The sequence below is a fragment of the Methylomonas defluvii genome (assembly GCF_033949435.1).
Lineage (GTDB): Bacteria > Pseudomonadota > Gammaproteobacteria > Methylococcales > Methylomonadaceae > Methylomonas > Methylomonas defluvii.
In genome coordinates this window covers 19,219-43,832 of record NZ_JAXARY010000016.1, presented here as the reverse complement: position 1 = coordinate 43,832, position 24,614 = coordinate 19,219, and the positions used below count along the sequence as shown (strand labels likewise).

Annotated in this window: 28 protein-coding genes; 3 read left to right on the top strand and 25 right to left on the bottom strand. The window is 50.2% G+C overall.

Going from position 1 to position 24,614, the window contains the following annotated elements:
• Window positions 1-6: 6 nt before the first annotated feature.
• From QLH52_RS16555 to QLH52_RS16545, 3 genes are read left to right on the top strand one after another with little or no spacing between them, the layout of a single operon-like run.
• Window positions 7-1,227, top strand: coding sequence for an O-antigen ligase family protein (locus tag QLH52_RS16555; protein WP_319962284.1), 1,221 nt, complete (start codon window positions 7-9; stop codon window positions 1,225-1,227).
• On the top strand, window positions 1,220-1,969 hold the full coding sequence (locus QLH52_RS16550; protein ID WP_319962283.1) for a glycosyltransferase family 2 protein: 750 nt from the start codon (window positions 1,220-1,222) through the stop codon (window positions 1,967-1,969). The genes QLH52_RS16555 and QLH52_RS16550 overlap by 8 nt, the downstream gene beginning before the upstream one ends.
• Window positions 1,966-2,799 (top strand): glycosyltransferase family 2 protein, encoded by an 834-nt coding sequence (locus tag QLH52_RS16545; RefSeq protein ID WP_319962282.1) that lies wholly within the window; start codon window positions 1,966-1,968, stop codon window positions 2,797-2,799. The genes QLH52_RS16550 and QLH52_RS16545 overlap by 4 nt, the downstream gene beginning before the upstream one ends.
• On the opposite strand, the gene QLH52_RS16540 is transcribed toward QLH52_RS16545, so the two are convergent.
• From QLH52_RS16540 to QLH52_RS16420, 25 genes are all read right to left on the bottom strand, one after another.
• Window positions 2,796-3,218 carry a DUF2802 domain-containing protein gene (locus tag QLH52_RS16540; protein ID WP_171697345.1) on the bottom strand — a complete coding sequence of 141 codons (423 nt, stop codon included), beginning with the start codon at window positions 3,216-3,218 and terminating at the stop codon, window positions 2,796-2,798. The two genes, QLH52_RS16545 and QLH52_RS16540, sit on opposite strands and share 4 nt — an antisense overlap.
• A complete protein-coding gene (locus QLH52_RS16535) occupies window positions 3,218-3,382 on the bottom strand; it encodes a hypothetical protein (protein WP_319962280.1) in 165 nt (54 codons plus the stop codon). Before QLH52_RS16535 ends, QLH52_RS16540 begins: the two co-directional genes overlap by 1 nt.
• 28 nt (window positions 3,383-3,410) lie before the next feature.
• Complete coding sequence (locus tag QLH52_RS16530) at window positions 3,411-3,884, bottom strand: chemotaxis protein CheW (RefSeq protein ID WP_033159399.1); 474 nt, start codon at window positions 3,882-3,884, stop codon at window positions 3,411-3,413.
• 21 nt (window positions 3,885-3,905) lie between these two features.
• Window positions 3,906-4,637, bottom strand: coding sequence for a chemotaxis protein CheW (locus QLH52_RS16525; protein WP_033159400.1), 732 nt, complete (start codon window positions 4,635-4,637; stop codon window positions 3,906-3,908).
• A complete protein-coding gene (locus tag QLH52_RS16520; RefSeq protein WP_033159401.1) occupies window positions 4,634-5,437 on the bottom strand; it encodes a ParA family protein in 804 nt (267 codons plus the stop codon). The genes QLH52_RS16525 and QLH52_RS16520 overlap by 4 nt, the downstream gene beginning before the upstream one ends.
• Window positions 5,434-6,315: a flagellar motor protein MotD gene (gene motD / locus QLH52_RS16515; protein ID WP_033159402.1), complete on the bottom strand. Its 882-nt coding sequence runs from the start codon at window positions 6,313-6,315 to the stop codon at window positions 5,434-5,436. Before motD ends, QLH52_RS16520 begins: the two co-directional genes overlap by 4 nt.
• 10 nt (window positions 6,316-6,325) lie before the next feature.
• A complete protein-coding gene (locus QLH52_RS16510) occupies window positions 6,326-7,072 on the bottom strand; it encodes a flagellar motor protein (RefSeq protein WP_033159403.1) in 747 nt (248 codons plus the stop codon).
• Window positions 7,072-8,166 carry a protein-glutamate methylesterase/protein-glutamine glutaminase gene (locus tag QLH52_RS16505; RefSeq protein WP_033159404.1) on the bottom strand — a complete coding sequence of 365 codons (1,095 nt, stop codon included), beginning with the start codon at window positions 8,164-8,166 and terminating at the stop codon, window positions 7,072-7,074. Before QLH52_RS16505 ends, QLH52_RS16510 begins: the two co-directional genes overlap by 1 nt.
• 9 nt (window positions 8,167-8,175) lie before the next feature.
• On the bottom strand, window positions 8,176-10,386 hold the full coding sequence (locus QLH52_RS16500) for a chemotaxis protein CheA (protein WP_319962279.1): 2,211 nt from the start codon (window positions 10,384-10,386) through the stop codon (window positions 8,176-8,178).
• A gap of 10 nt (window positions 10,387-10,396) precedes the next feature.
• Entirely contained in the window at window positions 10,397-11,119 is a 723-nt protein-coding gene (locus tag QLH52_RS16495) for a protein phosphatase CheZ (RefSeq protein WP_319962278.1), read from the bottom strand.
• Between the two features lie 17 nt (window positions 11,120-11,136).
• Window positions 11,137-11,511 (bottom strand): chemotaxis response regulator CheY, encoded by a 375-nt coding sequence (locus QLH52_RS16490; protein ID WP_033193930.1) that lies wholly within the window; start codon window positions 11,509-11,511, stop codon window positions 11,137-11,139.
• 99 nt (window positions 11,512-11,610) lie between these two features.
• Entirely contained in the window at window positions 11,611-12,357 is a 747-nt protein-coding gene (locus QLH52_RS16485; RefSeq protein WP_033159407.1) for an RNA polymerase sigma factor FliA, read from the bottom strand.
• Window positions 12,354-13,187 carry a MinD/ParA family protein gene (locus QLH52_RS16480; protein ID WP_216614793.1) on the bottom strand — a complete coding sequence of 278 codons (834 nt, stop codon included), beginning with the start codon at window positions 13,185-13,187 and terminating at the stop codon, window positions 12,354-12,356. Before QLH52_RS16480 ends, QLH52_RS16485 begins: the two co-directional genes overlap by 4 nt.
• A gap of 31 nt (window positions 13,188-13,218) precedes the next feature.
• Window positions 13,219-14,625: a flagellar biosynthesis GTPase FlhF gene (flhF, locus tag QLH52_RS16475; RefSeq protein WP_319962277.1), complete on the bottom strand. Its 1,407-nt coding sequence runs from the start codon at window positions 14,623-14,625 to the stop codon at window positions 13,219-13,221.
• Window positions 14,626-14,640: 15 nt separating this feature from the next.
• Entirely contained in the window at window positions 14,641-16,746 is a 2,106-nt protein-coding gene (gene flhA, locus QLH52_RS16470) for a flagellar biosynthesis protein FlhA (protein WP_319962276.1), read from the bottom strand.
• A gap of 19 nt (window positions 16,747-16,765) precedes the next feature.
• The gene (gene flhB, locus QLH52_RS16465) at window positions 16,766-17,893 is read right to left on the bottom strand and encodes a flagellar biosynthesis protein FlhB (RefSeq protein WP_319962275.1); all 1,128 of its coding nucleotides are present in this window, start codon (window positions 17,891-17,893) and stop codon (window positions 16,766-16,768) included.
• Window positions 17,894-18,670 (bottom strand): flagellar biosynthetic protein FliR, encoded by a 777-nt coding sequence (gene fliR / locus QLH52_RS16460; protein ID WP_319962274.1) that lies wholly within the window; start codon window positions 18,668-18,670, stop codon window positions 17,894-17,896.
• Window positions 18,667-18,939 (bottom strand): flagellar biosynthesis protein FliQ, encoded by a 273-nt coding sequence (gene fliQ, locus QLH52_RS16455; protein WP_020483676.1) that lies wholly within the window; start codon window positions 18,937-18,939, stop codon window positions 18,667-18,669. The genes fliR and fliQ overlap by 4 nt, the downstream gene beginning before the upstream one ends.
• A 9-nt stretch (window positions 18,940-18,948) precedes the next feature.
• Window positions 18,949-19,695: a flagellar type III secretion system pore protein FliP gene (fliP, locus tag QLH52_RS16450; RefSeq protein WP_033159413.1), complete on the bottom strand. Its 747-nt coding sequence runs from the start codon at window positions 19,693-19,695 to the stop codon at window positions 18,949-18,951.
• Window positions 19,688-20,131, bottom strand: coding sequence for a flagellar biosynthetic protein FliO (gene fliO, locus QLH52_RS16445; protein ID WP_101053277.1), 444 nt, complete (start codon window positions 20,129-20,131; stop codon window positions 19,688-19,690). Before fliO ends, fliP begins: the two co-directional genes overlap by 8 nt.
• Window positions 20,131-20,583, bottom strand: a complete 453-nt coding sequence (gene fliN / locus QLH52_RS16440; protein ID WP_020483679.1) for a flagellar motor switch protein FliN — start codon at window positions 20,581-20,583, stop codon at window positions 20,131-20,133. Before fliN ends, fliO begins: the two co-directional genes overlap by 1 nt.
• A gap of 18 nt (window positions 20,584-20,601) precedes the next feature.
• The gene (gene fliM / locus QLH52_RS16435) at window positions 20,602-21,582 is read right to left on the bottom strand and encodes a flagellar motor switch protein FliM (RefSeq protein ID WP_033159415.1); all 981 of its coding nucleotides are present in this window, start codon (window positions 21,580-21,582) and stop codon (window positions 20,602-20,604) included.
• A complete protein-coding gene (locus QLH52_RS16430; protein WP_101053279.1) occupies window positions 21,583-22,131 on the bottom strand; it encodes a flagellar basal body-associated FliL family protein in 549 nt (182 codons plus the stop codon).
• Window positions 22,132-22,414: 283 nt separating this feature from the next.
• Window positions 22,415-23,494 carry a class II fructose-bisphosphate aldolase gene (gene fbaA / locus QLH52_RS16425; protein ID WP_101053281.1) on the bottom strand — a complete coding sequence of 360 codons (1,080 nt, stop codon included), beginning with the start codon at window positions 23,492-23,494 and terminating at the stop codon, window positions 22,415-22,417.
• Window positions 23,495-23,595: 101 nt separating this feature from the next.
• Window positions 23,596-24,582, bottom strand: coding sequence for a transaldolase (locus QLH52_RS16420; protein ID WP_319962273.1), 987 nt, complete (start codon window positions 24,580-24,582; stop codon window positions 23,596-23,598).
• Between the last annotated feature and the right edge of the window lie 32 nt (window positions 24,583-24,614).

Genomic DNA, 24,614 nt, shown 5'->3' with positions numbered 1-24,614 from the left:
CAAAATATGCTTGCATTCCCCCTGACATCCGAGACATCGCTCAACATCTGTCGCTGCCTCACTATTGCCGCTGCTATCGCCGCCCCCGTTTCCACGGCGGTTGCCAGCATAGCCAGCGTGGCGTTGCTGGTATTCTGGCTAAGCTCCGGCCAGGCATTGCAAACACTTAAATTATCTTGGCAACAGCCGATCGGAAAAATGATCGCGCTTTTCTTTGCCTGGTTAATCATCGGCACGCTTTACGCAGATACAGACTGGCACAGCAAATTGGAAACCTTATCCAGCTGGAAAAAGTTGCTTTACGTGTTCCTGCTGCTCAGCGTTTTCCAGCAGCCGCAATGGCAAAAACGTTTTGTCTACAGCTATTTCATCGCGATGGTGGTGGCTGGCATGATTGCGATACCACTTTGGGCGTTGGAGCTTATCGTTAGGGACGGCCGGGAAGCCGGTATTTTCATGACCAATCACGCCACCCAGAGTACTGCTTTTGTGGCGGCCCTGCTTTGCGCGATCTTCCTGGTGCAAGAACCGCTGACCCCTCGTTGGAAATATGCCGTGTGGGCGGGAATTGCCATATTTTTATTCAATATTTTCTTCATCAGTACGGGTAGGAGTGGCTATTTGGCTGTCCCCATCGCCGCAGTTTTTGCATTGGGCTCGATATATGGCTACAGTAAACTACCACAAATTATTGGGATAGCCGCCATCGTGCTGGTGGCCTTTGGCCTGAGCTCCAACACCTTGCAAGACCGATTCAGACTGGCCTGGGACGAACAAGCAAGCTATCAAAGCAGCCAGGATTTAACATCGGTAGGCATTCGGGTGGTCTTTTACAAAAACACCGTGGAACTCATCGAGAAAGCGCCTTGGTTTGGGTATGGCACCTCATCGTTCAAGCCGACCTACAGTAATTATGCCTTGGCCAAAAGCCAGGGATGGCAAGGCACCAGCACCAGCGACCCGCATAATCAATACCTGTTTATTTGGCTGGAAAACGGCTTGGTCGGCTTGCTGCTGTTCTTTGCTTACATTGTCGTCGCATTGCGCCAAGGCATGAATAACAAGCCATACGGGCCGATTGCCGCCAGTTTTTTGGTGGCGATTTGTGCTTCAAGCCTGTTCAACTCGCATTTCAAAACTTTTGCTGAAGGCTATTTGCTGGCGTTTTTTCTCGGCGCCTTACTCAGTCATCCTGCGGATTCCGCCCTTCGTCAGGCCAATGCTTAGCGTTATCGTCATCACCAAAAACGAGGCGCAACATATCGGCCGCTGCCTGGCATCGGTTGCTTGGGCCGATGAAATCATTGTTCTCGACTCGGGTAGTAGCGATGAGACTGTCACGATTTGCCGACAATTTACCGATAAAGTCTTCATCACCGACTGGCCCGGATTTGGACCGCAAAAGCAAAGAGCACTGGATAAAGCCCTCGGCGACTGGGTGTTGTCTATCGATGCCGATGAGGAAGTCGGGCCGGCGTTAAAAGCCGAAATCCTGCAAGCCATGCAGCAAAACGAGGTGCAGGGCTTCGAAATCCCCCGCTTATCCAGCTACTGCGGCAAGCAAATCAAGCATGGCGGCTGGTGGCCGGATTACGTGCTGAGACTGTTTCGCCGCGATGTCGGACGCTTCAGTAGCGAAGTCGTGCATGAGCGTATTGAGGTTGTGGGAACTATTCGTCGGCTTAAAAACCCGCTCTGGCATGAGGCCTTTGTCGATCCGACCGAGGTGCTGCATAAGATCAACGCTTATTCCTCGCTGGGCGCCGAGAAAATGTTCAATCACGGTAAGCGCTCCAGCTTGGGCAAAGCTATCGGCAAGGGCCTGTGGACCTTCATCCGCACCTACTTCGTCCAGGCAGCCATTTTGGATGGCGCGGAAGGCCTGATGCTGGCCATATCCAACGCCGAGGGCAGTTATTACAAATACCTGAAACTACGCGAGCTTTGCAGTAAAACAGCCAGCAAATGAACAGCTTGATTTCTGTCATCGTCACCACCTATAACTGGCCGGAAGCGCTCTCCGCCTGTTTACTCGCCCTGATGGCTCAACAAGATCGCCGGTTTGAAATCATCATCGCCGATGACGGTTCCGGTACTGCAACGCAGGAATTGATCAAAGGCTTTATCGAAACCAGCGAAATTCCACTAGGGCACGTTTGGCATGAGGATAAGGGATTTCGGGCCGGCACCATCCGTAACAAAGCGGTTGCAGCCAGTCGCGGCGATTATCTGCTGTTTATGGACGGCGATTGCGTCGCGCTACCGGATTTTATTAGAAATCATCGACAATTGGCCGAAACCGGTTATTTCGTTCCGGGCAACCGGCTGTTATTGAACGAAGCTTACACATCACTGGTATTAGGGCAAAAAATACCCCTGCATAAACAGTCACTTGGCTTTTTTTTATGGCAACGGCTGCAAGGCCGCATCAATCGTTTGTTACCTTTACTTTACTTACCGCTGCACAGCTGGCGTTATCGGCAACCGCAGAATTGGCAAAAAGCCATGACCTGCAATCTGGCAGTCTGGAAAGACGATTTTCTGGCAACAAATGGTTTTGATGAAGTCTTCGAAGGCTGGGGATATGAAGATTCGGACTTGGTGATCCGCCTGATTCATCAGGGCGTCAAACGGAAAGAAGGCCGCTTTGCGGTACCGGTTTTACATCTTTGGCACCGGCATAACGATAGAAGTCAACACGATGAAAATTACCGGCGTTTGTTACAGAGGGTAGCGGATATATCGATAACTCGTGCGGAACGGGGCGTGGACCAGTATCTGGAAACGACCAGCGCCTAACCCAAACCGGAACGTTTGCCGCCGCCATGCAAACGCATTAATAAAACCGCTTCATCACGGGTCAAGCCGCAATCCCGGACCAGCGCCTCAATGCCAACCCCACTACGGATTTTTTGAATCACATCTTCATAACCGCCTGCGGGGATAGGTTCAGCGGGCGCCACCTCAGCAACGGTTTGCCGTTGCGTGTTGACTTGATCGACAATGCTATTCAATCGCGAGTCGTTCGCCGCCAGCCGCCGATCAACAGCCACAGCAGCAGAGCAAAGGCCGGCCACATCCTCGTTGCTACGCTGCACCCGCTCTTCAAGACGCTGAAATTGTTGTTTTAGTGTTTGCTGCTGGCGCAACAGCCGAACTAACACCGCTAGCATAAATACGACTACCCCCGCCAAAACCAGCACTAAATATTCGCTCATCACACTATTTCGTCAACATGCTCGGCAGGCTGTTTATTGTCTTTGTTTGGGTCGGATTTGGTCTGCGGTTGTTTTTGCGGCTGGCGCTTTTCACGCTCTTCGCGCTCAACCTTGTATATCGTGTGTACTGGGGAAAAAGGCGTGATCGGTGTTATTTCGGTCATGTTGCACCTCGCATGCCTAGTCAGGCAATCAAAACATATCCAGCTCGGCTTTTTCGTCGTCGCTGAGGAATTTATTCAAATCCACCAGAATTAACAACTGATTATCTCGGCTGGTAACACCTTGGATGTATTTTGAGCTTTCTTCGTTCCCGACATTGGGCGCAGTCTCAATTTCAGAAGCCCGCATCTCGACCACTTCGGCGACGCTATCCACCAAAATGCCGATGATATGCCGGTCGGTTTCGATGATCACTACCCGTGACGCATCATCGGTGTCTTTGGAAGGTAAGCCGAAACGGTTACGGGTATCGATAACCGTCACCACATTACCGCGCAAATTGATAATCCCCAATACATACGACGGCGCACCGGGCACCGGGGCAATTTCGGTAATCCGCAGCACCTCTTGCACTTGCATGACATTGATGCCGTACTTTTCGTCGCCTAGACAAAAAGTCACCCATTGCATGATAGGGTCGCCTTGTTTTTTATCTTCGCTCATTTTGCTTTATCCAGATGCTGTTTAACTATTTTTTCTATGCGGTACTAGCTGTTTAACATCGATAATCGCTGTCAACTCGTCTATTACCGTACCGATTAACCATGGTTTTTTTTGTCTGGCCGTTCGCCATCTGACCCCATCGGGCTTTACTTTACCGATGGAGAGAATTTCATCACACACCAAACCCCATTTTTTATCCTGGGTGATTAAAATGCGCTCGAACGGATATTCTTCACTATCCGGTTGCAGGCCACGGCTTTTGCCAAAAATTAGCTGCCGAGTATCAAGCACGCCGATACGGCTATCATGCTCGTCCAGCAACCCCAGAAACCAAGAGGGTTGTCCGGGAATTTTCGTGGGCTTGCGGTCGATTTTGATCGTTCTCGACAACTCGATCAGCGGCGTTGCCAATATCAGCTTATCAACCTTAAAAAACAAAGCCTGAAACTCGTACTGCGACCAATCCGGCATTATAGACAGTGCCTGTAGTTTAGCCGGGATTTCCGGCTCTACAAGCTTGGGTTGCCGGTTCCTGACCAGTGCTTTGGAGCTTGCTTTTGGACTGCCGGTCACGACCGGAGCAGGATCCGGCAATTTGATAGGCTCCTCAACAACAAGCTGTTCCAGCAATATTGCCGGTTTTACGCTAACAGCTTCCTCTGCCTCGGGCACCTCATCCAACAGAGTCTGCAAATAAACATCGAGCGCTAACTGTTGATGAACGATACTGGGGGGTGGTTTTGCCTGAGTCATTTATGCGGTGCCAAGTTTTTGTCTGGACTCTTATCAAGCAATAACAGTTCCAACAATTCGGCATAGGCTTCGGCCGCACGCGCGCTTTTGTCGTACAGGGGTAAGGGAATACCGGCCTGGCTGGCATCCCGCACTTTAGTATCCACCGGGACGACCGAACTCCAGGCATTGTCTGGATACTGTTGATGTAAGGCCGCTAAGCTGTCGCGAGCCGCCTTGGTGCGTTTATCAAACATGGTCGGTACGATAGTGAATTTAGGCGGTGTTTTCCGGGAATGAAAAACCATTTTTATGGTATGCACCATTCTATCCAGCCCTTTTAGGGCCAGGAATTCAGCTAAAACCGGAATCACTAAATGATCGCAGGCCGCCAGCGCATTGATCATTAACACCCCCAACATCGGCGGGCTGTCGATAATCACATAGTCGTATTGGTCGGCCATTTTGTGCAATGCGGTAGCAACCACCAAGCCCATGCCGCCGATTGCGGCGACCTGCCTATCCAAGGTGGCTATAGCAGTGGATGCTGGCAAGACATCAATACCGTCGAAGTCGGTTTTGGCGATATAGACCTGAGGATCGACGTTTTTCTTTTTCTCGCTGGCGTCGAGAAATAAATTGTAAACGCCAAGCTCGATCTCATCCGGATTCATCTTGAAATAGCTGGTCAACGAACCATGGGGATCCAAATCGACCAGCAAAGTCCTGAACCCCCAGGACGACAACAAGCCACCCAGCGTCACCACGGTAGTCGTTTTACCGACCCCGCCTTTTTGATTGGAAACTGACCATATTTTCATAACTGAGCCGGCGCTTCCGGCGTCTTTTCAACTGCGGTTTCAGGTGGCGAACTGGGCTGTGACGGCGCCAAATTCAGCACTTTCGCGCGTTCGTCGTCAGTCATGCCGTAACGAGCAAAGGCTTGCGACATCAGCACCAATACAACTCGCCGATTTTTAAAACGCCCCTCCTCGTCTTTGTTATCGGCGATCGGATGAAATTCTCCATAGCCCACCGCCGATAATCGTGTCGCCGGAATATTGTTTTTCACCAATTCTTTGACCACACTGGTTGCCCTGGCTGAGGACAAGTCCCAATTGGATGGATAAAAGCCGGTGGAAATCGGTACGTTGTCGGTATATCCCTCGACATTGATCACGTTGGGTACGTCGCGCACGGCCTCTGCAACTTTCTGCAACACCGGAACGGCCTTGCTGGAGAGCTCGGCCTTACCGCTGGCAAACAGTAACTCGCTATTCATTTCCAGTTCCACCCAGAAATCGTGCTGTTTGATACCCACCAACTGGCTTTCCACAAAAGGCTGCAAGGCTCGTTGAAACTCCTGCGACACTTCATCCAGCCGGCGTTTTTCCTGCATGATTTCTTCGCTCAGCTCTCTTTCCTCGGCCGTCATCAAATTTGGCAATTCAATCGGCTGGATCGTGGTGGGAATCGTGCCAACCTGAATCGGCTCTGCTTCTTTTTGAATCTTCTCGTTGTGAAACAGAGCCTGGTCCAGCGATTCGGAGAATGTTTCGTACTTACCCTTATTTACCGAGGAAATCGAATACATCACCACAAAAAACGCAAACAGCAAGGTCACAAAATCCGCGTAAGACACCATCCAGCGGTCGTGATTATCGGCCTGTTGCAATGGTCTACGTCTGCGCCGACTCATAAGGCCTCCCTTATTTTTCCAATAAAAAGCCGGATAATTTCAACTCGATATTGCGCGGGTTCTCGCCCTCTGCTATCGACGAAATGCCTTCTATCACCATTTCCCTGGCTTGCGATGCTTCGAAAATCAGACTCTTCAGCTTATTGGCGATAGGAATAAACAACAGATTGGCCAAGCCAACACCGTAAATAGTCGCCACGAAAGCTGTCGCGATACCGCTACCCAATAACTCCGGCTTGGCGAGGTTCTGCATCACATGAATCAAGCCTATTACCGCGCCGATAATGCCGATCGTCGGCGCATACCCACCCATCGCCTCGAAAACCCTGGCAGCTTGAGTATCCAAATGCTCCTTTGTCGTTAGCTCAACCTCAAGGCAATCGCGTATCACTTCCGGCTCGTTACCATCGACCAACAACTGCAAACCTTTTTTGGCAAAACTGTCTTTTTCGGTTTCGATAACCGATTCCAAGCCCAGCAAGCCTTCCTTGCGGGCCAGAGAGCTCCATCGCACGATTTTGTCGATTTGCTTTTTGAGCTGCAAATTTTGCGGCACAAAAATCCAACTCAAAATGCGTAAACTGCGCAGAAAAACCTTGGGCGGAAATTGCAACAGTGTCGCTCCCAGCGTACCGCCCACCACAATAATAAAGGCATGAAAATTGATCAGGGACCCGAGTTCTCCTCCCCCCATTAGGTTACCGCCGATAATCGCGGCAAAGCCTATCAACACACCCAAAATACTGAGAATATCCATCAATGTAATTTTTTAAATTGGTTGGCAATCTCTTCCAGAGAATAAATATGATCCGCCAGACCGGCTTCTGCGATGGCTTTCGGCATGCCGTAGATAGTACTTGTCGCCTCGTCCTGCGCCCAGATTTGCGCGCCGCGCTGCCTTAACTTCATAGCGCCAGCCTTGCCGTCTGCGCCCATGCCGGTCAACACCACTGCCAACACATGCCCGGCGAATACCTCGGCAAGCGAGTCAAAAGTAATATCAACACAGGGACTATAAATTTCCCCACTTTGCTTGGCCCGCAACACAATCCGCCGCTCACCGGCTACTTGCTTAACTTGCATCTGCATTGCACCTGGCCCCAATAACGCGGTCCCCGGCTGCAATACGTCACCATCCCGCGCCTCCCTGACATTAATATTGCAAAGCAAATTCAAGCGTTCGGCAAAGCTTTTGGTGAAATTAGGCGGCATATGTTGCACCAGCAATATGGGTATCGAACACTCAGCCGGAATTTTGCTCAGCACGTATTGCATGGCGACCGGCCCGCCAGTCGAGGCGGCAACCACCAAAAGCTCGATTTTGCTGCTGGTTGCAGTTTTGGGCCACGCGGACGCAGCGCGTATCGGCTTAACTACGGGGTTTTCGGCGGTTGAGCTCTGATGTTCTTCTTGATTCACGCGCGGCAGAGGTCGTGGGGAAGACATTCTAGTAGCCTGAGAAGCCACCATTCTCACTCTATATCTCAGTAAGTAGCGGGCCGTTTCACGATTAGCATCAATGTCTTCCAACTGCTTGGGCAAAAAGTCGATAGCGCCGGCATTCAACGCATCCAGAGTGGCTTGAGCGCCGACTTGCGTCATTGCCGAAAACATTAGTATCGGACAAGGCCGGGTGCCCATGATTTTTTTGACTGCCGTGATACCATCCATGATTGGCATCTCCACATCCATGGTGATAACGTCCGGCTGCAGACTTGCCGCAAGTTCTATGGCTTCGCGACCGTCGTGAGCGACGCCTATCACTTTAAACTCTTGATCCTCTTCTAAAATTTCCCGAATTCTTTTACAGATAAAACTGGAGTCGTCGACGATCAGCACCCGAATGGTCATATTGCCGCGTCACATCGCATACTTCTTCATCAGGCCAGGCACATCGAGTATCAGCGCTATCTTGCCGTCACCGGTGATGGTTGCTCCCGCCAATCCTTCCAATCCATGTAACTTGGCACCCAGCGCTTTAATCACCACTTCTTCCTGACCGATTAATTGATCCACCACGAACCCGACATGCCTGCCGCCAGCGTTCACCACCACCACATGATTGGTCGGCTGCGTTTCGCCTGTGAAATAAGAACCTCTAACCAGCCACTCACTTAAATAAAACAGCGGCAAGGCCTTGTTTCTGACCATTACCACCAATTGACCATCTACCTTATTGGTTTTGCTCAAATCCAGATCGAGTATTTCCAAAACGCTGGCCAAGGGTAACGCGAAAGCCTGCCCGCGCAACTTCACCATAAGGGTCGGCATAATAGCCAAAGTCAACGGCACCTTGATGATAATGGTGCTGCCCTTGCCTTCCACCGAATCAATTTCCACCACGCCGTTCATTTGCGCGATCCGTGTTTTCACCACGTCCATGCCGACACCGCGACCGGACACGTCGGAAATTTCAGTTTTGGTGGAAAATCCGGGCAGAAAAATCAGGTTGTAACACTCTTTATCGTCAAGACGGGCGGCGCTTTCTTCATCCATCAAGCCTTTTTCCACTACTTTGGCGCGCAGTATGTCGGGGTTCATGCCCTTGCCGTCGTCTTTGATGGACAACTGGATATGATCACCTTCCTGAGACGCTTTCAATATCACCACGCCTTCCCGAGGTTTGCCGTTGGCTTCGCGCTCATCCGGCGATTCGATTCCGTGATCTACCGCATTCCTGACCAAATGCACCAAAGGATCCGCCAGGGCCTCGACCAGATTTTTGTCGAGATCGGTTTCTTCACCCACCAACTCCAGCCTGATTTCTTTTTTCAGACTTCTAGCCAAATCGCGTACCACACGCGGAAAACGCCCGAAGACTTTTTTGATTGGCTGCATCCGGGTTTTCATGACCGCCAATTGTAAATCGGCAGTCACCACGTCCAGATTGGATATCGCTTTGGACAACTGCTCTCCGGCTTCAGCATTGGCTTTAAGCGTCTGGAAACGGTTACGCACCAGCACCAGCTCGCCGACCATGTTCATAATATCGTCCAAAATCTGGGTATCTACCCTGACGGTGGTATCGGCTTGGGGTGTGGCGGCTTTACTCTTGTCGGAAACGGAATCTACTACCGACGCTACTTTGCCTAAGCTATTTTCCGGCTCCACATCGACGGACGGTTTCGCGACCGGCTCAGGTTTAGCCGCCACGAACGGTTTCTCGACAGGCAACTCTACATTTTTAATTGGTGGGTTTTTTTCACCCGCAGCCGGCTCATCAATCTTGCCCAAATTGGCAGCATCGAATTTACCTTTGCCGTGCAAAGCATCAAGTACCTTATCGAACTCCTCATCGGTAATATCGCCGGAATCGCTGGCGGGCACAGACGGCTCGGTTTTTACAGAAAACTTGCCTTTGCCATGCAACTCGTCCAGCAGGTTTTCAAACTCGTCTTCACTAATTTCGTCATCCGCCGCCGGCGCTGCCGATTGCGCTGCGATGTTCGCGGTGGGAGAACCGCCCTTACCATGCAGCGCATCCAGCAAATCTTCGAATTCCTGCTCGGTAATTTCATCGCCATCTTCCGAGCCAGATTCGCTGGCCAATAACTCCTCTGGATCGAGCATTGCGTCATAGGCTTGCACGGCGGATTCTTGAGGGGATAGCGGCTGGGTGGATTCGAAGGTTTCGTTGATGACAGCGGCTTCAACCGCTATCTCAGCAGGCGCGGCAGCTTCGGCCGGCCCCGCGTAAGATTTCAAGCGTTTTAATAGACCTTGATCGGCCGATTTTGGGGTATTACCGGAACGGACTTGCCCGAACATCTCGTTAACGATGTCCACGACTTGCAAAATCACGTCCATCAAATCCGGCGTGACTTGGCGATCACCCTGTCTGAGAACGTTAAAAACGTCTTCGGCGTTGTGACAGACATCGACCAAGGCGCTAATAGCCAAAAAACCGGCGCCGCCCTTTATGGTGTGGAACCCGCGAAATATGGAATTCAGAAGATCGAGATCGCCAGGCGATTGCTCCAGCTCCACCAGCTGCTCACCCAGAGAATCGAGAATCTCCCCGGCCTCGACCAGGAAGTCTTGCAATATTTCGTCGTCCAGATCGATCGCCATGTTGTTTTCCTCAGAAACCTAGACTAGACAGTAAATCGTCAACATCGACCTGACTGGTGGCCACATCACCGGCTCTGTCATCTACTCCGGGGACAACCGGTCCGGGCACTTCGGGCTGCAACGCGGCACCGCTGCTTGGCGTAATTTTGCGGCTGGAAATTTTGATCAGATTAACCATGCTGCCTTCAAGATCCTGTACCAAATCGATAACCCGGCGGATAATCTGCCCGGTAATATCTTGAAACCCTTGCGCCATCAATATATCGCTTAGGCCCGCCTGGATTTTCTCCAGAGACACTTGCGACTGCTCAAAATACTGACTGAGGTCGGCGCTCATTGCCTTAAACTCGTCAAATGGCATTTCCCGATCCAAAAAGCGATTCCATTGCGCCGACAATTGTTTAACCTGCCCGTTCAGCTCATCCGATACCGGCAACAACTCTTCAACGGCGGTTAAGGTTTGATCTGCGGCTTGCTCCGTCATCGCGATCACATAATGCAGACGCTCCTTGGCATCCGGAATATCGTGCTCAGCCATGGCCGCTATTTTAGAATCGACGGAAAAACTCACCATGGTGTCGTGCAATTGGCGAGTTAGGCGGCCAATTTCTTTAAACAATTGTGTTTCTCTTAATCCGGCTACTTGATCAAGAATTTCATCGGCAGCCGCTTCGTCGCACTTTTCTAATGCTGCGACCAAATCTCGGGCCAAACTCAGCAGGTCAGTATTCATCGTAATCTCCCTGTGCTTCAGCCGTCGATGCGTTCAAAAATCTTTTCGATTTTCTCTTTAAGCGTAGCAGCAGTAAAAGGCTTGATGACATACCCATTTACACCGGCCTGCGCAGCCATAATGATTTGCTCGCGCTTGGCTTCGGCTGTGACCATCAACACCGGCAGATTGGCCAAACTGGGAGTAGACCTGACGGCCTTCAATAAATCGATGCCGGTCATGCCCGGCATATTCCAATCGGTGATCAAAAAATCGATACCGCCTTTTTCCAGAATAGGCAGTGCTGTTTTACCGTCGTCCGCTTCCACGGTGTTGGTAAAACCCAGATCTTTCAACAGGTTTTTTACTATTCTCCGCATTGTCGAAAAGTCATCGACAACCAGAATACGCATATTTTTATCCAAGGATAATCTCCACCCAGATTACTTTATTGTTAAGAAACCGCTAAATTGTGACCAATAATTGCGAAAAATTCCTGCAATAACCACACATTAGCTGCACTTTTCATTATCTTTCCCTTCCACCCAATCCGCAAGTCTAGCGCGTAAGCGCAACATCGCCTGACTACAAATTTGGCTAACCCGCGATTCGCTGACATCGAGCACCTTGCCAATCTCACGCAAATTCAGCTCTTCGTCGTAATACAGAGATATGACTAAGCGCTCCCGTTCCGGTAATTCCGAGATGGCCTTGGCTAGGGCTTTTTGAAAATTCTGTTGGATCAGCACATCTTCCGGCTGCTGATTGCCGTGCACATCATCTATAACACTGTCTTCGCCTTGCACCAATTCTTCGACGCTAAAGGTCTTACAAGACACTGCGTCCTGCAAAATATGATGGTATTCAGTCAGATCGATACCCATATGTCCGGCCACTTCGGTATCTTTGGCGTCGCGTCCCAGTTGATTTTCAACCTCACGTATCGCCTCGGCTACCATCCGGGCTTTCTTATGCACGGAACGCGGCGTCCAATCCGAACGGCGCAATTCGTCCAGCATAGCCCCGCGAATCCGGATGCCGGCATAGGTATCGAAACTGGCACCCTGACCAGCATCATAATGTTTCAGCGCTTCCAGCAAGCCCAGCATGCCGGATTGAATCAAATCATCGAGCTGCACCGTATCGGGCAGTCGTCCCATTAAGTGGTAGGCAATGCGTTTTACCAGCGGCGCATGTTGAATGACTAAGGCATCAACATTTCCAGCCTGCACAGCAGCATACATTGCCGCTCCGCTCATGCAACATCCTCTTTCGCGCTGTACTGAATCATCCGTTCGACAAAAAATTCCAGGTAGCCGCCCGCTTTAGGCTTGATCGGCCAGCTGTCGATTTTCCGCGCCAAATTCTTGATGGCCAGCGCCGCCTTACTTTGCGGAAACGCTTCCACTACCGGCGTTTGTTTTTGCACGGATTTTTTCAAATATTCGTCCTGCGGTACCGCGCCGACAAACTGCAAGGCCACATCCAAATAACGGTCCGTCACTTTACTCAGCTTATTGAACAAGGCCTGTCCATGCTCAGCCGACTGCACCATATTCGTAATGATATGAAAGCTATTCAACCCGTAATCTCTATTCAACAGCTTGATATACGCATAAGCATCAGCCAACGAGGTGGGTTCGTCACAAACCACCACGATGATTTCCTGGCAGGCGCGAGCAAAGTTCACCACACTTGCCGAAATACCGGCAGCGGTATCGACGATCAACACATCCAACTCTCGGTCGATTTCGCTGAAGGCCCGTATCACCCCGGCTTGCTCGATACTCGATAAATCGGACATCCGCTGTATGCCTGACGAAGCCGGAATAATTTTCAGCCCGGCGGGCCCGGTCATCATGATGTCCTTCAAGCTTTTTTCGCCGCTCAATACGTGCGACAAATTGAATTCGGGAAACATGCCCAGCAAAATATCGACATTAGCCAAACCCATATCGGCATCGAGTATCGCCACCCGCCTACCCATTTTAGACAGCGCCACGCCAATATTCACGGAAAGGTTGGTTTTGCCAACCCCGCCCTTGCCACTTGTTACCGCGATTACTCGCACCGGTTTCATATGTCTCATTTGTCTAATTCCAGCTGCCTGATCGAATGACTTATGCATGGCTTTCCGCCATCCAGTCTTCAACATTCACATCGTCGCCATAGCCATGGTCCTGATCGACACTTTCCATACACTGCCGAATCAAGGCATCGGCATCGGGTAAATAAATATCTTCCGGAACCTGTTGACCGTCAGTGATAAATGACAATGGCATACGCCGCTCGATAATCGCCGACAAAGCGGTACCTTTGCTAACTGCCTCATCAAACTTAGTTAGTATAGTCGCTTGTGGTTCGAGTATTCGGAACGCGTCCATAATTTCCAGCATTGCCTTATATTGCGTGGTGGCGGACATCACCAGATAAGAGCGTATAGGCAAATCGCCATGTTGCAAGGTTTTCAGTTGCTCAGCTAAACGCATGTCGCGCTGACTCATGCCGGCGGTGTCGATCAAAATCAGGCGCTTATCGGAAAAACTATCGATATGCCTGCGCAACTCTTCCGCATCGCCCGCCACTCTGACCGGCACATCCAAAATTCTGCCGTAAGTATTGATTTGCTCGTGGGCGCCGATCCGATAATTGTCGGTAGTAATCAAAGCAATCTGCCGGGAGCCGTGTTTTAAAATAAACTGCGCGGCCAATTTAGCCACTGTCGTAGTTTTACCGACGCCGGTCGAGCCGACCAATGCGGCGATACCGCCTTGATCCAGCAAGTTGTCGTCGGCTATCGGCACCAATCTGGCCAACATGTCTTGCGCTTTGCCGATGGCCAAATCGAATTGCTTGTGGCTACCCAGCCGGTTGGCTATCTTGCCCGCCAGATTTTTCGAGAAACCACACTCCAGCATCCGGTCGCGCAAATCGTCGTGTAAAGGTAGCCCGTGTTGCGGCATTTGCATGACGATATTCGACAACTTGCTATCCAACAGGGTCCGCAGTTCTTTCATTTCCGCACGCATTTCGTCGATGAATTTATCGCCGTTGTGCGCTTGAACCGGCCGTGGCTCGGTCAACGGTTTAATTTTGGGATCGGCACTTGCCCAGGCTGGTTTTTCAACCTGGCGAACTTTTTCGGCGATTTTCTGCGCGTTGTTATGCCCAACTTGGAGTTTCTCGGCATAACCGACGTATTGATCCAAGTTGCGACGAATCGGATTTTCCGGAATGCTGCCTTCCGCGCCGCGCTTTCTAGCGCTACTTAAAACATGCAGCGATTTTTTTTCAGCTTCGAGATCAGGCAAATCGACTTTTTTAACTTCATTGGGCGGCGATTTTTCGTCTTCGCGTTGCTTGAGATTTTTATGAATGACCTGTTCGTCAAAGTCGCGGGCCGCCACGATTTCCACGCCGCCATCCACAGAACGGTTGGACATAATCACTGCATCGGCACCCAATTCTTCTTTGACCATGCGCATGGCCTGCCGTATGTCTGCTGCAAAAAAGCGTTTAATTTTCATCGCGCAACCTCTATTTTATTGTCCCCGCTGCCCCACTGTGGAAACCACCCTGATCTGCCGATCTTGCGGGATTTCATTATAGGCCAGCACATGTAAGCCGGATATCGAATGACGAACGAAGCGAGCCAACCAAGGGCGGATATAAGAGGACACCAACAACACTGCGGTTTGCCCTTCCATTTCCATCCTTTGCGCACTTTCCTCCAGGGATTTGTGCATCTGCTCGGCTAGACCCGGTTCTAAACCCGCACCACCTTCGCCCGCCGTCTGCAATGACCTATGCAATATCTGTTCCAATCCCGGATCGAGGGTAATAACCGGGATCTCTGTCTGTACGCCATTGATTTCATGGACAATTGAGCGCCCCAAGGCCGCCCGCACCGCCGAGGTCAAGATGTCCGGATCTTGACTCTTCACCCCGTACTCCGCCAAAGTTTCGGCGATGGTTCGTAAATCGCGAATCGAAACCCGCTCTTGCAGCAGATTTTGAAGAACCTTGACCAAAATACCCAAGGGCAAGGTTTTCGGTACCAGATCCTCGACCAGCTTTGGCGCCACTTTGGACAAATTATCCAGCAACTGCTGCGCCTCCTCGTAACCGAACAATTCATGCGCATTAGTTTGCAAAATATGACTGAGATGCGTGGCCACCACGGTGCTGGGATCGACGACCGTATAACCCAAAGTTTGCGCTTGGTCTTTTTGATTGGCGTCGATCCAGATCGCATCCAAACCAAACGCCGGATCCTTACAAGGCGCGCCTTGCAAAGTACCGAACACCCGACCGGGATTAATCGCCATTTCTTTCTCGGGCATGATATTGGCCTCGCCAACGCTCACGCCCATCAAGGAAATGCGGTATTCGGTAGGCGACAAATCCAGGTTATCCCGGATATGCACCGACGGAATCAGAAAGCCCAGTTCTTGCGATAACTTCTTGCGCACACCTTTGATGCGCATCATCAATTGGCCGCCCTGATTTCTATCCACTAGCGGAATCAAGCGATACCCCACCTCCAGACCAATGGCATCGACCGGCATCACATCGTCCCAGCCCAATTCCTTGATCTCGGTTTTGGCCAGTTGCTGCGGCGAAACGATACGTTCCATTTCCAGGGCTTTTTCTTCCTCCAACTTACGGCGTCTGTCGATCAAATAAGCGCCACCGACCAATGTCAGCGCTAACAGGATAAACACCAGATTCGGCATGCCGGGAATGATACCCAGGATACCCATCACCGCCGCCGTCACCAGCAGCGTGCGCGGATCTTCGAACAGCTGTGAACTTAACTGTTTACCAATATCCTGCTTGCTGCCGCGAACCCGCGTCACCACCATCGCCGCGGCCACCGACAACAACAGCGATGGAATCTGCGCCACCAAACCGTCACCGATGGTCAGCAACACATAAATATTGGCGGCGTCGGCAAAGCTCATGCCGTGTTGGCCCACGCCTATCGCCAAGCCGCCTATCATATTCACGAACAGAATGATGATGCCGGCTACCGCGTCACCCCGCACGAATTTACTGGCACCATCCATGGAACCGTAGAAATCGGCTTCGGCGGCCACTTCTTCGCGGCGGGCACGCGCTTCATCCTGATTGATCAACCCCGAATTCAAATCGGCGTCGATAGCCATCTGCTTACCCGGCATCGCATCCAAGGTAAAACGGGCGCTCACTTCCGCGACCCGTCCGGCACCTTTGGTGACCACCATAAAATTAATGACCACCAAAATCGCAAACACCACGATACCGACCGCGAAATTGCCGCCGATGACGAACGAACCGAAGGCTTCGATGACTTTGCCGGCGGCATCTCCGCCCTCATGTCCGCGAATCAATACGACCCGGGTGGACGCCACGTTCAGGGATAGCCGCAACAAGGTTGCGACCAGAATGACGGTAGGAAATGAGGCAAACTCCAGCGGCTTGAGGGTGTAAATCACCACCAACAAGATGATCAGCGAAAACGCGATATTGAAGGTAAAAAACAGATCCAGCACAAACGGCGGCAGCGGCAAAATCAACAATGCCAGCAACATCACGATCAATAGTGGCGCGCCCAAGCCCAAGCCGGTCAGCGCCTTAAGTGAGTTGAGTATTTTCGTAAAATCCATAATTCAGCTCGATACCGGGCTATTGCTTAAAGTCGTCGGGTACTTGCACATCGGTAGGCGGAACCGGTTTGTTCCAGCCGTATTGCGTCGAAGCCCGTAATTGAAAAACATAGGCCAATACTTGAGCGACGGCTAAGAATAAGCCGCGCGGTATTTCCTGATTCAGGTCTGTGGAATAGTATAAAGCCCTGGCCAGCGACGGCGCTGCCACCAAGGGTACTTGCGAGGCCATGGCCAGCTGACGAATCTGCGCGGCAACTAAATCGGTACCTTTGGCAACCAGCAAAGGTGCGCCATTGCCGTTCTGATCGTATTTTAAGGCTACCGCGAAATGAGTAGGATTGGTGACGATGACGTCGGCACTAGGCACCGCGTCCATCATCCGCCGCTGCGCGGCCTCCATCTGCATGCGGCGGATTTTGCCTTTAACTTCCGGATTACCCTCTTGATCCTTGGCTTCGTCGCGCACTTCCTGCTTGGTCATTTTCAGTTGGCGCTGGTGATTCCATAACTGATAGGGGGCATCCAGCATTACCAACAATAAAAAGGTAGCACTCAAAATCACTAAACAGAAGGAAATAATATCGCCGACATGATGGATGGCTTGATCGAGCGGCAAGCGGCTCAAGCCCATGAAATCGTCGAAGTACAGTTTGAATAAATTCCAGGAGACAATCGCAACCAGTATGGTTTTGATGATGGCCTTGACCAGTTCGACCAAGCCTTGAATCCCGATGATTTTTTTTATCCCGGTCAGCGGATTAAGCTTGGAAAACTTCATTTCGAAGGCTTCGCTGGTAAAGTTCCAACCACCCAACATTATCGCCGCCGCCAAATCGGCAACCACCAATACCACCAAAAACGGCAGGATTACCCACAAACCTTCGGCAAACGCTGCCTTCAGATAAATCAGCGGAGTCGCCGGATCGAACACAGCCTCCCGCGACAACTGCAAGGGATGCTTCATCATCTCCAGCATACTGCGCCACATGCCTTGCCCGAAATAGAAAAACAGCGCCGAACTGGTAATCAACGTTACAAAAGTGTTGAGTTCCTTGGAACGGGGAATCTGGCCTTTTTTACGCGACTCGCTAAGTCGCTTGCCGGTGGGGTCTTCGGTTTTATCTTGACCGGAATCTTCCGCCATTTATTGCAACCTCAACAATGCATGGACCAGCGCGAAGCCGTTGTGCAGCATATCGCTAAAACCTTCCAGCATGGTCGGCAGGCCAATCCAGATTAAGCCCATACCCAGCATGATGGTGATAGGGAAGCCGACGCCGAATATCTGTAGCTGCGGCGCGGCTTTTGACGCCACGCCGAAGCTGATGTTGACGAATAACAAGGTCGCCATCACCGGCATAGCCAGTAGCAGGCCGTCAGCAAATATCAGACTGCTCCAACTGATTACTCGCCACATATCGCTCTTATCCATACCCATACTACCGACCGGTAATGTATGGAAGCTTTGCGCCAACATCTCGATCAGCAATAAATGGCCATCCACCGCGAGAAATAACAAGCTGCCGCTAATTACAAATAATTGGGCAATCACCGGCACCTGCACCCCAGTTGCCGGATCGACCATGGATGCGAAGCCCAAACCCATGCTGTAAGCGATAGTCTGCCCGGCAAACAACATGATGGAAAACACCATTTGCAGGATGAAGCCTGTAGTCAGCCCCAAGGCAACTTGCTGTACCGCCACCATAAACCCTTGGTAGCTAAATATTTCAATATCCGGCATCGCCGGCAAAGTTGGCATAATGACCCAGGTAATCAATAGGCTGGCGATCAATCTTACTTTGGCCGGCACCGCTTTGACGCTAAAAACCGGCACGGTGATGAACATGGAACTGATGCGAAAGAATGGCCAGACAAACGAAGCAAGATACCGCAGTAGCTCGTCCTCGCCGAAGTTCATCCTATTAGCGTGGGGATATCGCGCATCAAATCTTGGAAATAATCGATGAGCATTTGTAACATGCCGGGACCGGCTATCATCAACACCGCGATAATAGTTGCCAACTTAGGGATAAAGGTCAGAGTCTGTTCTTGAATCGAAGTCGCCGCCTGGAACATGGACACCAGCAAACCAACAACCAAGGAGGCAATCAGGATAGGACCCATTAATTTCAGGGAAATCAATACGGTATCCTGGGCAATTGCCGAGATGGTTTCCGGTGTCATCATCGGCTTGACCTATACGTAAAAGCTGGCTGCCAGCATTTCCATCACCATGGTCCAACCATCCGCTAGCACAAACAACATAATCTTGAACGGCAACGACACGATCATCGGTGACAGCATCATCATACCCATAGACATCAATACACTGGCTACCACTAGATCGATGACCAGGAACGGCAGGAAAATCAGAAAGCCTATCTGAAACGCGGTTTTCAATTCGCTGGTCACATAAGCCGGCACCAACAAGGAAAACGGCACATCTTCCGGTTTGTCAATTTGTTCACGTCCGGAGATACGCACAAAGGTATCCAGATCCGCCTCGCGGGTTTGCTTGAGCATGAACTGTTTAAACGGCTCGGAGGCATTTTGTAAGGCAGTCACAGCGTCAATTTTTTCTTCCATATACGGCTGCACAGCGGTTTCATTAACCTTTTCCAACACCGGCATCATAATGAAGATAGTGAGAAACAGAGATAACCCCAGCAACACTTGATTGCTTGGCGCTTGCGCGGCACCTATGGCTTGGCGAAGCAAACCCAATACAATCATGATCCGGGTGAAAGACGTCATCGATAACAACAATGCCGGCAATAAGGTCAGCATAGTCATCAACGCTAAAATCTGGATGGTAACCGTATAGGTTTCGCCGCCTTTGGGGTTGCTAGTCACCGTAATAGCATCTATGCCTACTGCGGCGTAAACAGCTTCCGGCAAAAACAGTAAGCCTATTATCAGGCAGGAAAAAATCAACTTAATCATGGTGCTTACCTTGCATGACCTGCAGCAATTTCTTGGCAAATAAGCTGGCTTCCTGCCCGTCTGCGCTATTCATAAACAAGCGCTGGTCGCCTTCAAGCTCAAGCAGTTTATCGATACGCCCGCCACTAACGCCTAACAGTAGCTGTTTTTCACCGACTTTAACCAACACCAATTTTTCACGCATACCCAATGACAATCCGGCCAGCACTGCCAACTGACTTTTACCGACAAAAGCCAAACTGCCGCTTTTACGTAATAGCCACACCGACAGAAAAAATAGCGCCAACACCAATAGCAACGCCAACAGCCATTGTGCGACATCCCCGGAAGTCACTACTTTCGCGGTCTGCCTGGGCAACGTAGCCGCTTCGTCAGCCCATGCAACAGGTGCAATCAATACCGAAATAATTTGGGTAGCCAGGCGAGATACAGACATCAGCCGAGCTTTCTGACTCGTTCCGACGGACTGATAATGTCGGTCAGCCGAATACCAAACTTGTCGTTAACCACCACAACTTCGCCGTGAGCAACTAAAGTACCATTCACCAATACATCCATCGGTTCGCCGGCAAAACGATCCAGCTCTACAACCGAGCCCTGGTTTAGCTGCAATAAATTGCGGATATTAATTTTGGTTCGACCGATCTCCAGCGACACGGTCACCGGCACATCGAGAATGACGTCCAGCTTGACTTCATCGCTGCTGGGACCGTTATTTCTGGATTTTTGCTCGCTAAACTCGGGAAACTCCGCTGCGGCAAAACCTTGCTGAGAGCTCTTTGCGGCGTTTGCTTGTTCCTTCAGTGCATCGCCCCAATCAGCTTCAGCATCAGCTTGCTCGTTCATCGCTGCGGCCCAGTCGTCACCGATTTCGTCGTTTTCACTCATGCTTATCCTTCCCTGCTGTCAAATATTATCCAGCGTCATTTTTTCTGTAATTTCGATGGCGTAGTTACCATCGGAAAGCCCTAATTTGCCCCGAAAAACCGGCACATCCTCAACTTCGAGTAATACGGTTTCCGGCATTTCTATAGGAATCACATCGCCTTTTTTAAGCTCAATCACTTCGCTGATAGACATTTCTTTTTCTATCAGTTTACTGTTGACGACCACTTCGCTACGCATAATTTCAACTCTTAGCGAATCTTGCCAACGCCCATCCACCTCACCTCGGTCGCTGGTTACCGCATCCAGCAATTCTCTGATAGGCTCAATCATGGAGTAAGGCATTGCAATATTGATATCGCCGCCGCCGCCCTCCAACTCCACATGGATAGTGGAAATCACCACGATTTCCGAAGGGCTGACAATGTTGGCGAATTGCGGGTTGACTTCTGAATTGATGTATTCAAAGTCAATATCCATCACGGGTTTCCAGGCTTCGGCTAAATCCTTGAAAATCATGTCGATGATCAGCCGAATAATGCGCATTTCGGTCGGCGTGAACTCCCTGCCTTCGACCTTGTTATAAAACTGGCCGCCACCGCCGAAAAAGTTATCGACAGCGGTAAACACCAATCGCGGCTCCATCACGATCAATGCCCGCCCGCGTAAAGGTGACATCCGAATCACATTCAAATTAGTCGGTACGAATAAGCCCTGAATGAATTCGGAAAACTTCTGTACTTGAATCCCGGATACGGAGATTTCCGCGGCACGCCGCAAAAAGTTAAATAAAGCTATCCGAAAATGGCGAGCGAAGCGCTCGTTGACCATTTCCAAGGTGGGCATCCGCCCCCGAACAATCCGTTCCTGACTGTTAAAATCATAGACTCTCGCTGTGCCTCGACTGTAGTCTTCATCAGCCCCTGTATCGACGTCGCCATCGTCCACGCCATGCAGTAGCGCATCGATTTCGTCTTGTGATAATAGATCGGCGGTTGACATTTATTGCATTACAAATTCAGTGAAGTACACATCTTTAACGGTGTTTTTACCGGCCATTTTTTCCAAAACTTTACCAATTTCGGCTTGCATCATGGTTTTTAACTCTTGTTTTCCTTCCAAGGTTTTCGCCTTTTCCGCACCCACCGCACTGATGGCCATCAACAAATTGTTGCGTATCATCGGCTCATGTTTTTTCATTGCATCCTTACTCGCCTCACCTTTCATCAGTATTGTCAGGGATATTCTGATCACTTTTGCGCCGGAGCTGGCGGGGAAATTAACCAATAAGGGGCTTGGTAAATCATAATAAACATCAGGCTCAGCGACTTTTTCGTGGCCGGCCTCTTCTTCATGCGCGGCTTCATCCTTGTGCTCCGCCTTGTCATGCTTGGCATCGCCTTCTTCCTTATGCTCGGCGTCGGCCGGCTTATTCAGAAAGAAGTAAGCCCCGCCTCCCGCGCCAGCCAAAACCAAGACAACCGCGACGATTATTATGATTATTTTCTTGGAAGACTTCTTACCTTCTTCTTTCCCATGGGCTTCTGCCATTTTCCACCTTTTAAATTTTTACAGCACAATACGCGCCAAAATATTCAAGCTCAATCAGACCACTGTACGAAAATCAGCTGGATTTGATCATACAAGAAAAAACATCGTTTTAGAATAATAGTATAGCCGTCACTGGAAAGCAGTTAGGCAAAAAGCGGAGCTCAGGTATGCGAAAAATACCTGGAGGAATTGTAGCTGTTAAGTCAAATTTTTGACTCAGCTTGTGGATGTTTTGCAGAAAGAACTGCAAAGACCTCACGGCCTTTGCAGCTTTATCAAGATATTACAGCGAATTAACTGCGTTTAATTCTTGGAAGGCTTGCTCTAAACGAGTCACCATGCCAACTTGGCCGGCACGTTGCCAAACACGTGGGTCATAGTATTTTTTGTTCGGTTTATCGGCACCTTCAGGGTTACCGATTTGACTTTGCAAATAGCCTTCGTTCTTTTTGTAAAACTCCATCACACCGGCCCAGCTAGCCCATTGGGTATCGGTATCGATGTTCATTTTAACGACGCCGTAGCTGATGGATTCTTTAATTTCTTCAGGAGAAGAACCTGAACCGCCATGGAACACGAAGTTCAAACTGTTATGCGGCAGACCGAATTTCTCTGAAACATACTTTTGTGAGTTGTCCAAAATTTTCGGCGTCAATTTGACGTTGCCTGGAGAGTAAACGCCATGCACGTTACCGAATGACGCGGCAATTGTGAAACGATGGCTGATTTTGCTCAGGTGCTCGTAAGCGTAAGCAACATCTTCCGGCTGGGTATACAAAGCAGAATGATCCATACCGCTGTTGTCGACGCCGTCTTCCTCGCCACCGGTACAACCCAGTTCGATTTCCAGAGTCATACCCATTTTGGACATGCGCTCCAGATACTTACCGCAGATTTCAATGTTTTCTTGCAAACTTTCTTCGGAAAGATCCAGCATGTGCGAGCTGAACAAAGGCTTGCCGGTTGCAGCGAAGAATTTTTCACCTTCATCCAGCATGCCGTCTACCCATGGCAGCAATTTTTTTGCCGCGTGATCTGTATGCAAAATAACAGGTACGCCATACAGTTCCGCCATGCGGTGAACATGGTGAGCACCGGAAATGGCGCCAACGATAGAGCAACCTTGGCCTTCCAGTTTCAGACCTTTACCAGCAACGAATGCGGCGCCGCCATTAGAAAATTGAATGACGACAGGTGACTTGGCTTTTGCTGCCGCTTCCAATACCGAGTTAATGGTATCGGTGCTGATGACGTTTACAGCCGGCAACGCAAAATTATTTTCTTTGCAGATAGCAAAGATTTTTTGTACATCTTCACCGGTGACAACACCCGGCTTAACAACATCAAATATTTTTTGTGGCATAAATTTTATCCTGTTAATAACAAATCAAGGCCGCGTACTCGATTCGGCGGCCTTGCAAATCTTAAACAACCGAGCGCCTGCACTCGGCGGCTAGACCAAGATTAGGCTTCCAAGGCAGCCAAACGGTCCGACAACAATTTTTCCAGTGCTTCCAGCGCTTTGGCGAAACCATCGATACCTTCGGCCAATTTTTCTTTAGCCATCCGGTTTTCTTCATGCATGCGGTCAAAAGTGGCTTTGTCGACTGAAATTTTTTCGATTGAAGCTGTTGCTGCTTTGGCAGGATCCAGTTTGCGCGGCAAGTCACCCTCAACGGATTGCAACTCTGCCAATAAAGACGGCGCGATGGTCAACAAATCGCAGCCCGCCAATTCGGTGATCTCGCCGATGTTACGGAAGCTGGCGCCCATGACTTCGGTTTTGTAGCCGAATTTTTTGTAGTAGTTATAGACTTCGGTCACTGACAATACACCTGGATCTTCAGCAGGCGCATAAGAATCACGGCCTGTGTCTTTTTTATACCAGTCTAAGATACGGCCAACGAATGGTGAAATCAGTGTGATACCGTTTTCCGCACAAGCAATCGCTTGGTGCAAACCGAACAACAATGTCAGGTTGGTGTGAATACCTTCTTTTTCCAATACGGCGGCAGCTTGAATGCCTTCCCAGGTAGCAGCGATTTTAATTAAAACGCGCTCTTTGGAAATGCCTGCAGCTTCGTATTGAGCGATCAAGTCGCGACCTTTAGCGATGGTGGCCTCGGTATCGTAAGACAAACGCGCATCGACTTCAGTCGATACACGACCTTCGACGATTTCCAGAATTTTCAAGCCAAAAGACACGGCCAAACGATCAAATGCCAGGGTCACAACTTCTGCAGCCGCAGCAGCGGCACCCAATGTTGCTCTTGCACCTTTCAAAGTATCGTCAACAATTCCTTGATATTGCGGCATTTGTGCAGCAGCGGTGATCAAAGAAGGATTGGTGGTTGCGTCGCGCGGTTTGAAAGTTTCGATCGCTTGAATATCACCGGTATCGGCGACAACCACAGTTATTTCACGGAGTTGTTCGAGTAAATTTTTTGCCATAGGATTATCCTCAGATGTGTTGTTAATTTTTT

Bases quoted from the DNA above. Each gene is read 5' to 3' on its own strand.
- fliP (WP_033159413.1), bottom strand. From the start codon at position 19,695: ATGATTAAGTTGATTTTTTCCTGCCTGATAATAGGCTTACTGTTTTTG.
- QLH52_RS16535 (WP_319962280.1), bottom strand. From the start codon at position 3,382: ATGACCGAAATAACACCGATCACGCCTTTTTCCCCAGTACACACGATA.
- fliM (WP_033159415.1), bottom strand. From the start codon at position 21,582: ATGTCAACCGCCGATCTATTATCACAAGACGAAATCGATGCGCTACTG.
- QLH52_RS16480 (WP_216614793.1), bottom strand. From the start codon at position 13,187: ATGAGACATATGAAACCGGTGCGAGTAATCGCGGTAACAAGTGGCAAG.
- fliR (WP_319962274.1), bottom strand. From the start codon at position 18,670: ATGAACTTCGGCGAGGACGAGCTACTGCGGTATCTTGCTTCGTTTGTC.
- QLH52_RS16520 (WP_033159401.1), bottom strand. From the start codon at position 5,437: ATGAAAATATGGTCAGTTTCCAATCAAAAAGGCGGGGTCGGTAAAACG.
- QLH52_RS16550 (WP_319962283.1), top strand. From the start codon at position 1,220: ATGCTTAGCGTTATCGTCATCACCAAAAACGAGGCGCAACATATCGGC.
- QLH52_RS16490 (WP_033193930.1), bottom strand. From the start codon at position 11,511: ATGCGTATTCTGGTTGTCGATGACTTTTCGACAATGCGGAGAATAGTA.
- flhB (WP_319962275.1), bottom strand. From the start codon at position 17,893: ATGGCGGAAGATTCCGGTCAAGATAAAACCGAAGACCCCACCGGCAAG.
- QLH52_RS16525 (WP_033159400.1), bottom strand. From the start codon at position 4,637: ATGACTCAGGCAAAACCACCCCCCAGTATCGTTCATCAACAGTTAGCG.
- flhF (WP_319962277.1), bottom strand. From the start codon at position 14,625: ATGAAAATTAAACGCTTTTTTGCAGCAGACATACGGCAGGCCATGCGC.
- fliO (WP_101053277.1), bottom strand. From the start codon at position 20,131: ATGTCTGTATCTCGCCTGGCTACCCAAATTATTTCGGTATTGATTGCA.
- QLH52_RS16540 (WP_171697345.1), bottom strand. From the start codon at position 3,218: ATGAGCGAATATTTAGTGCTGGTTTTGGCGGGGGTAGTCGTATTTATG.
- QLH52_RS16510 (WP_033159403.1), bottom strand. From the start codon at position 7,072: ATGGATATTCTCAGTATTTTGGGTGTGTTGATAGGCTTTGCCGCGATT.
- QLH52_RS16545 (WP_319962282.1), top strand. From the start codon at position 1,966: ATGAACAGCTTGATTTCTGTCATCGTCACCACCTATAACTGGCCGGAA.
- QLH52_RS16420 (WP_319962273.1), bottom strand. From the start codon at position 24,582: ATGGCAAAAAATTTACTCGAACAACTCCGTGAAATAACTGTGGTTGTC.
- flhA (WP_319962276.1), bottom strand. From the start codon at position 16,746: ATGGATTTTACGAAAATACTCAACTCACTTAAGGCGCTGACCGGCTTG.
- QLH52_RS16485 (WP_033159407.1), bottom strand. From the start codon at position 12,357: ATGAGCGGAGCGGCAATGTATGCTGCTGTGCAGGCTGGAAATGTTGAT.
- QLH52_RS16555 (WP_319962284.1), top strand. From the start codon at position 7: ATGCTTGCATTCCCCCTGACATCCGAGACATCGCTCAACATCTGTCGC.
- fbaA (WP_101053281.1), bottom strand. From the start codon at position 23,494: ATGCCACAAAAAATATTTGATGTTGTTAAGCCGGGTGTTGTCACCGGT.
- QLH52_RS16530 (WP_033159399.1), bottom strand. From the start codon at position 3,884: ATGAGCGAAGATAAAAAACAAGGCGACCCTATCATGCAATGGGTGACT.
- fliQ (WP_020483676.1), bottom strand. From the start codon at position 18,939: ATGATGACACCGGAAACCATCTCGGCAATTGCCCAGGATACCGTATTG.
- QLH52_RS16505 (WP_033159404.1), bottom strand. From the start codon at position 8,166: ATGACCATTCGGGTGCTGATCGTCGACGACTCCAGTTTTATCTGTAAA.
- QLH52_RS16430 (WP_101053279.1), bottom strand. From the start codon at position 22,131: ATGGCAGAAGCCCATGGGAAAGAAGAAGGTAAGAAGTCTTCCAAGAAA.
- motD (WP_033159402.1), bottom strand. From the start codon at position 6,315: ATGAGTCGGCGCAGACGTAGACCATTGCAACAGGCCGATAATCACGAC.
- QLH52_RS16495 (WP_319962278.1), bottom strand. From the start codon at position 11,119: ATGAATACTGACCTGCTGAGTTTGGCCCGAGATTTGGTCGCAGCATTA.
- QLH52_RS16500 (WP_319962279.1), bottom strand. From the start codon at position 10,386: ATGGCGATCGATCTGGACGACGAAATATTGCAAGACTTCCTGGTCGAG.
- fliN (WP_020483679.1), bottom strand. From the start codon at position 20,583: ATGAGTGAAAACGACGAAATCGGTGACGACTGGGCCGCAGCGATGAAC.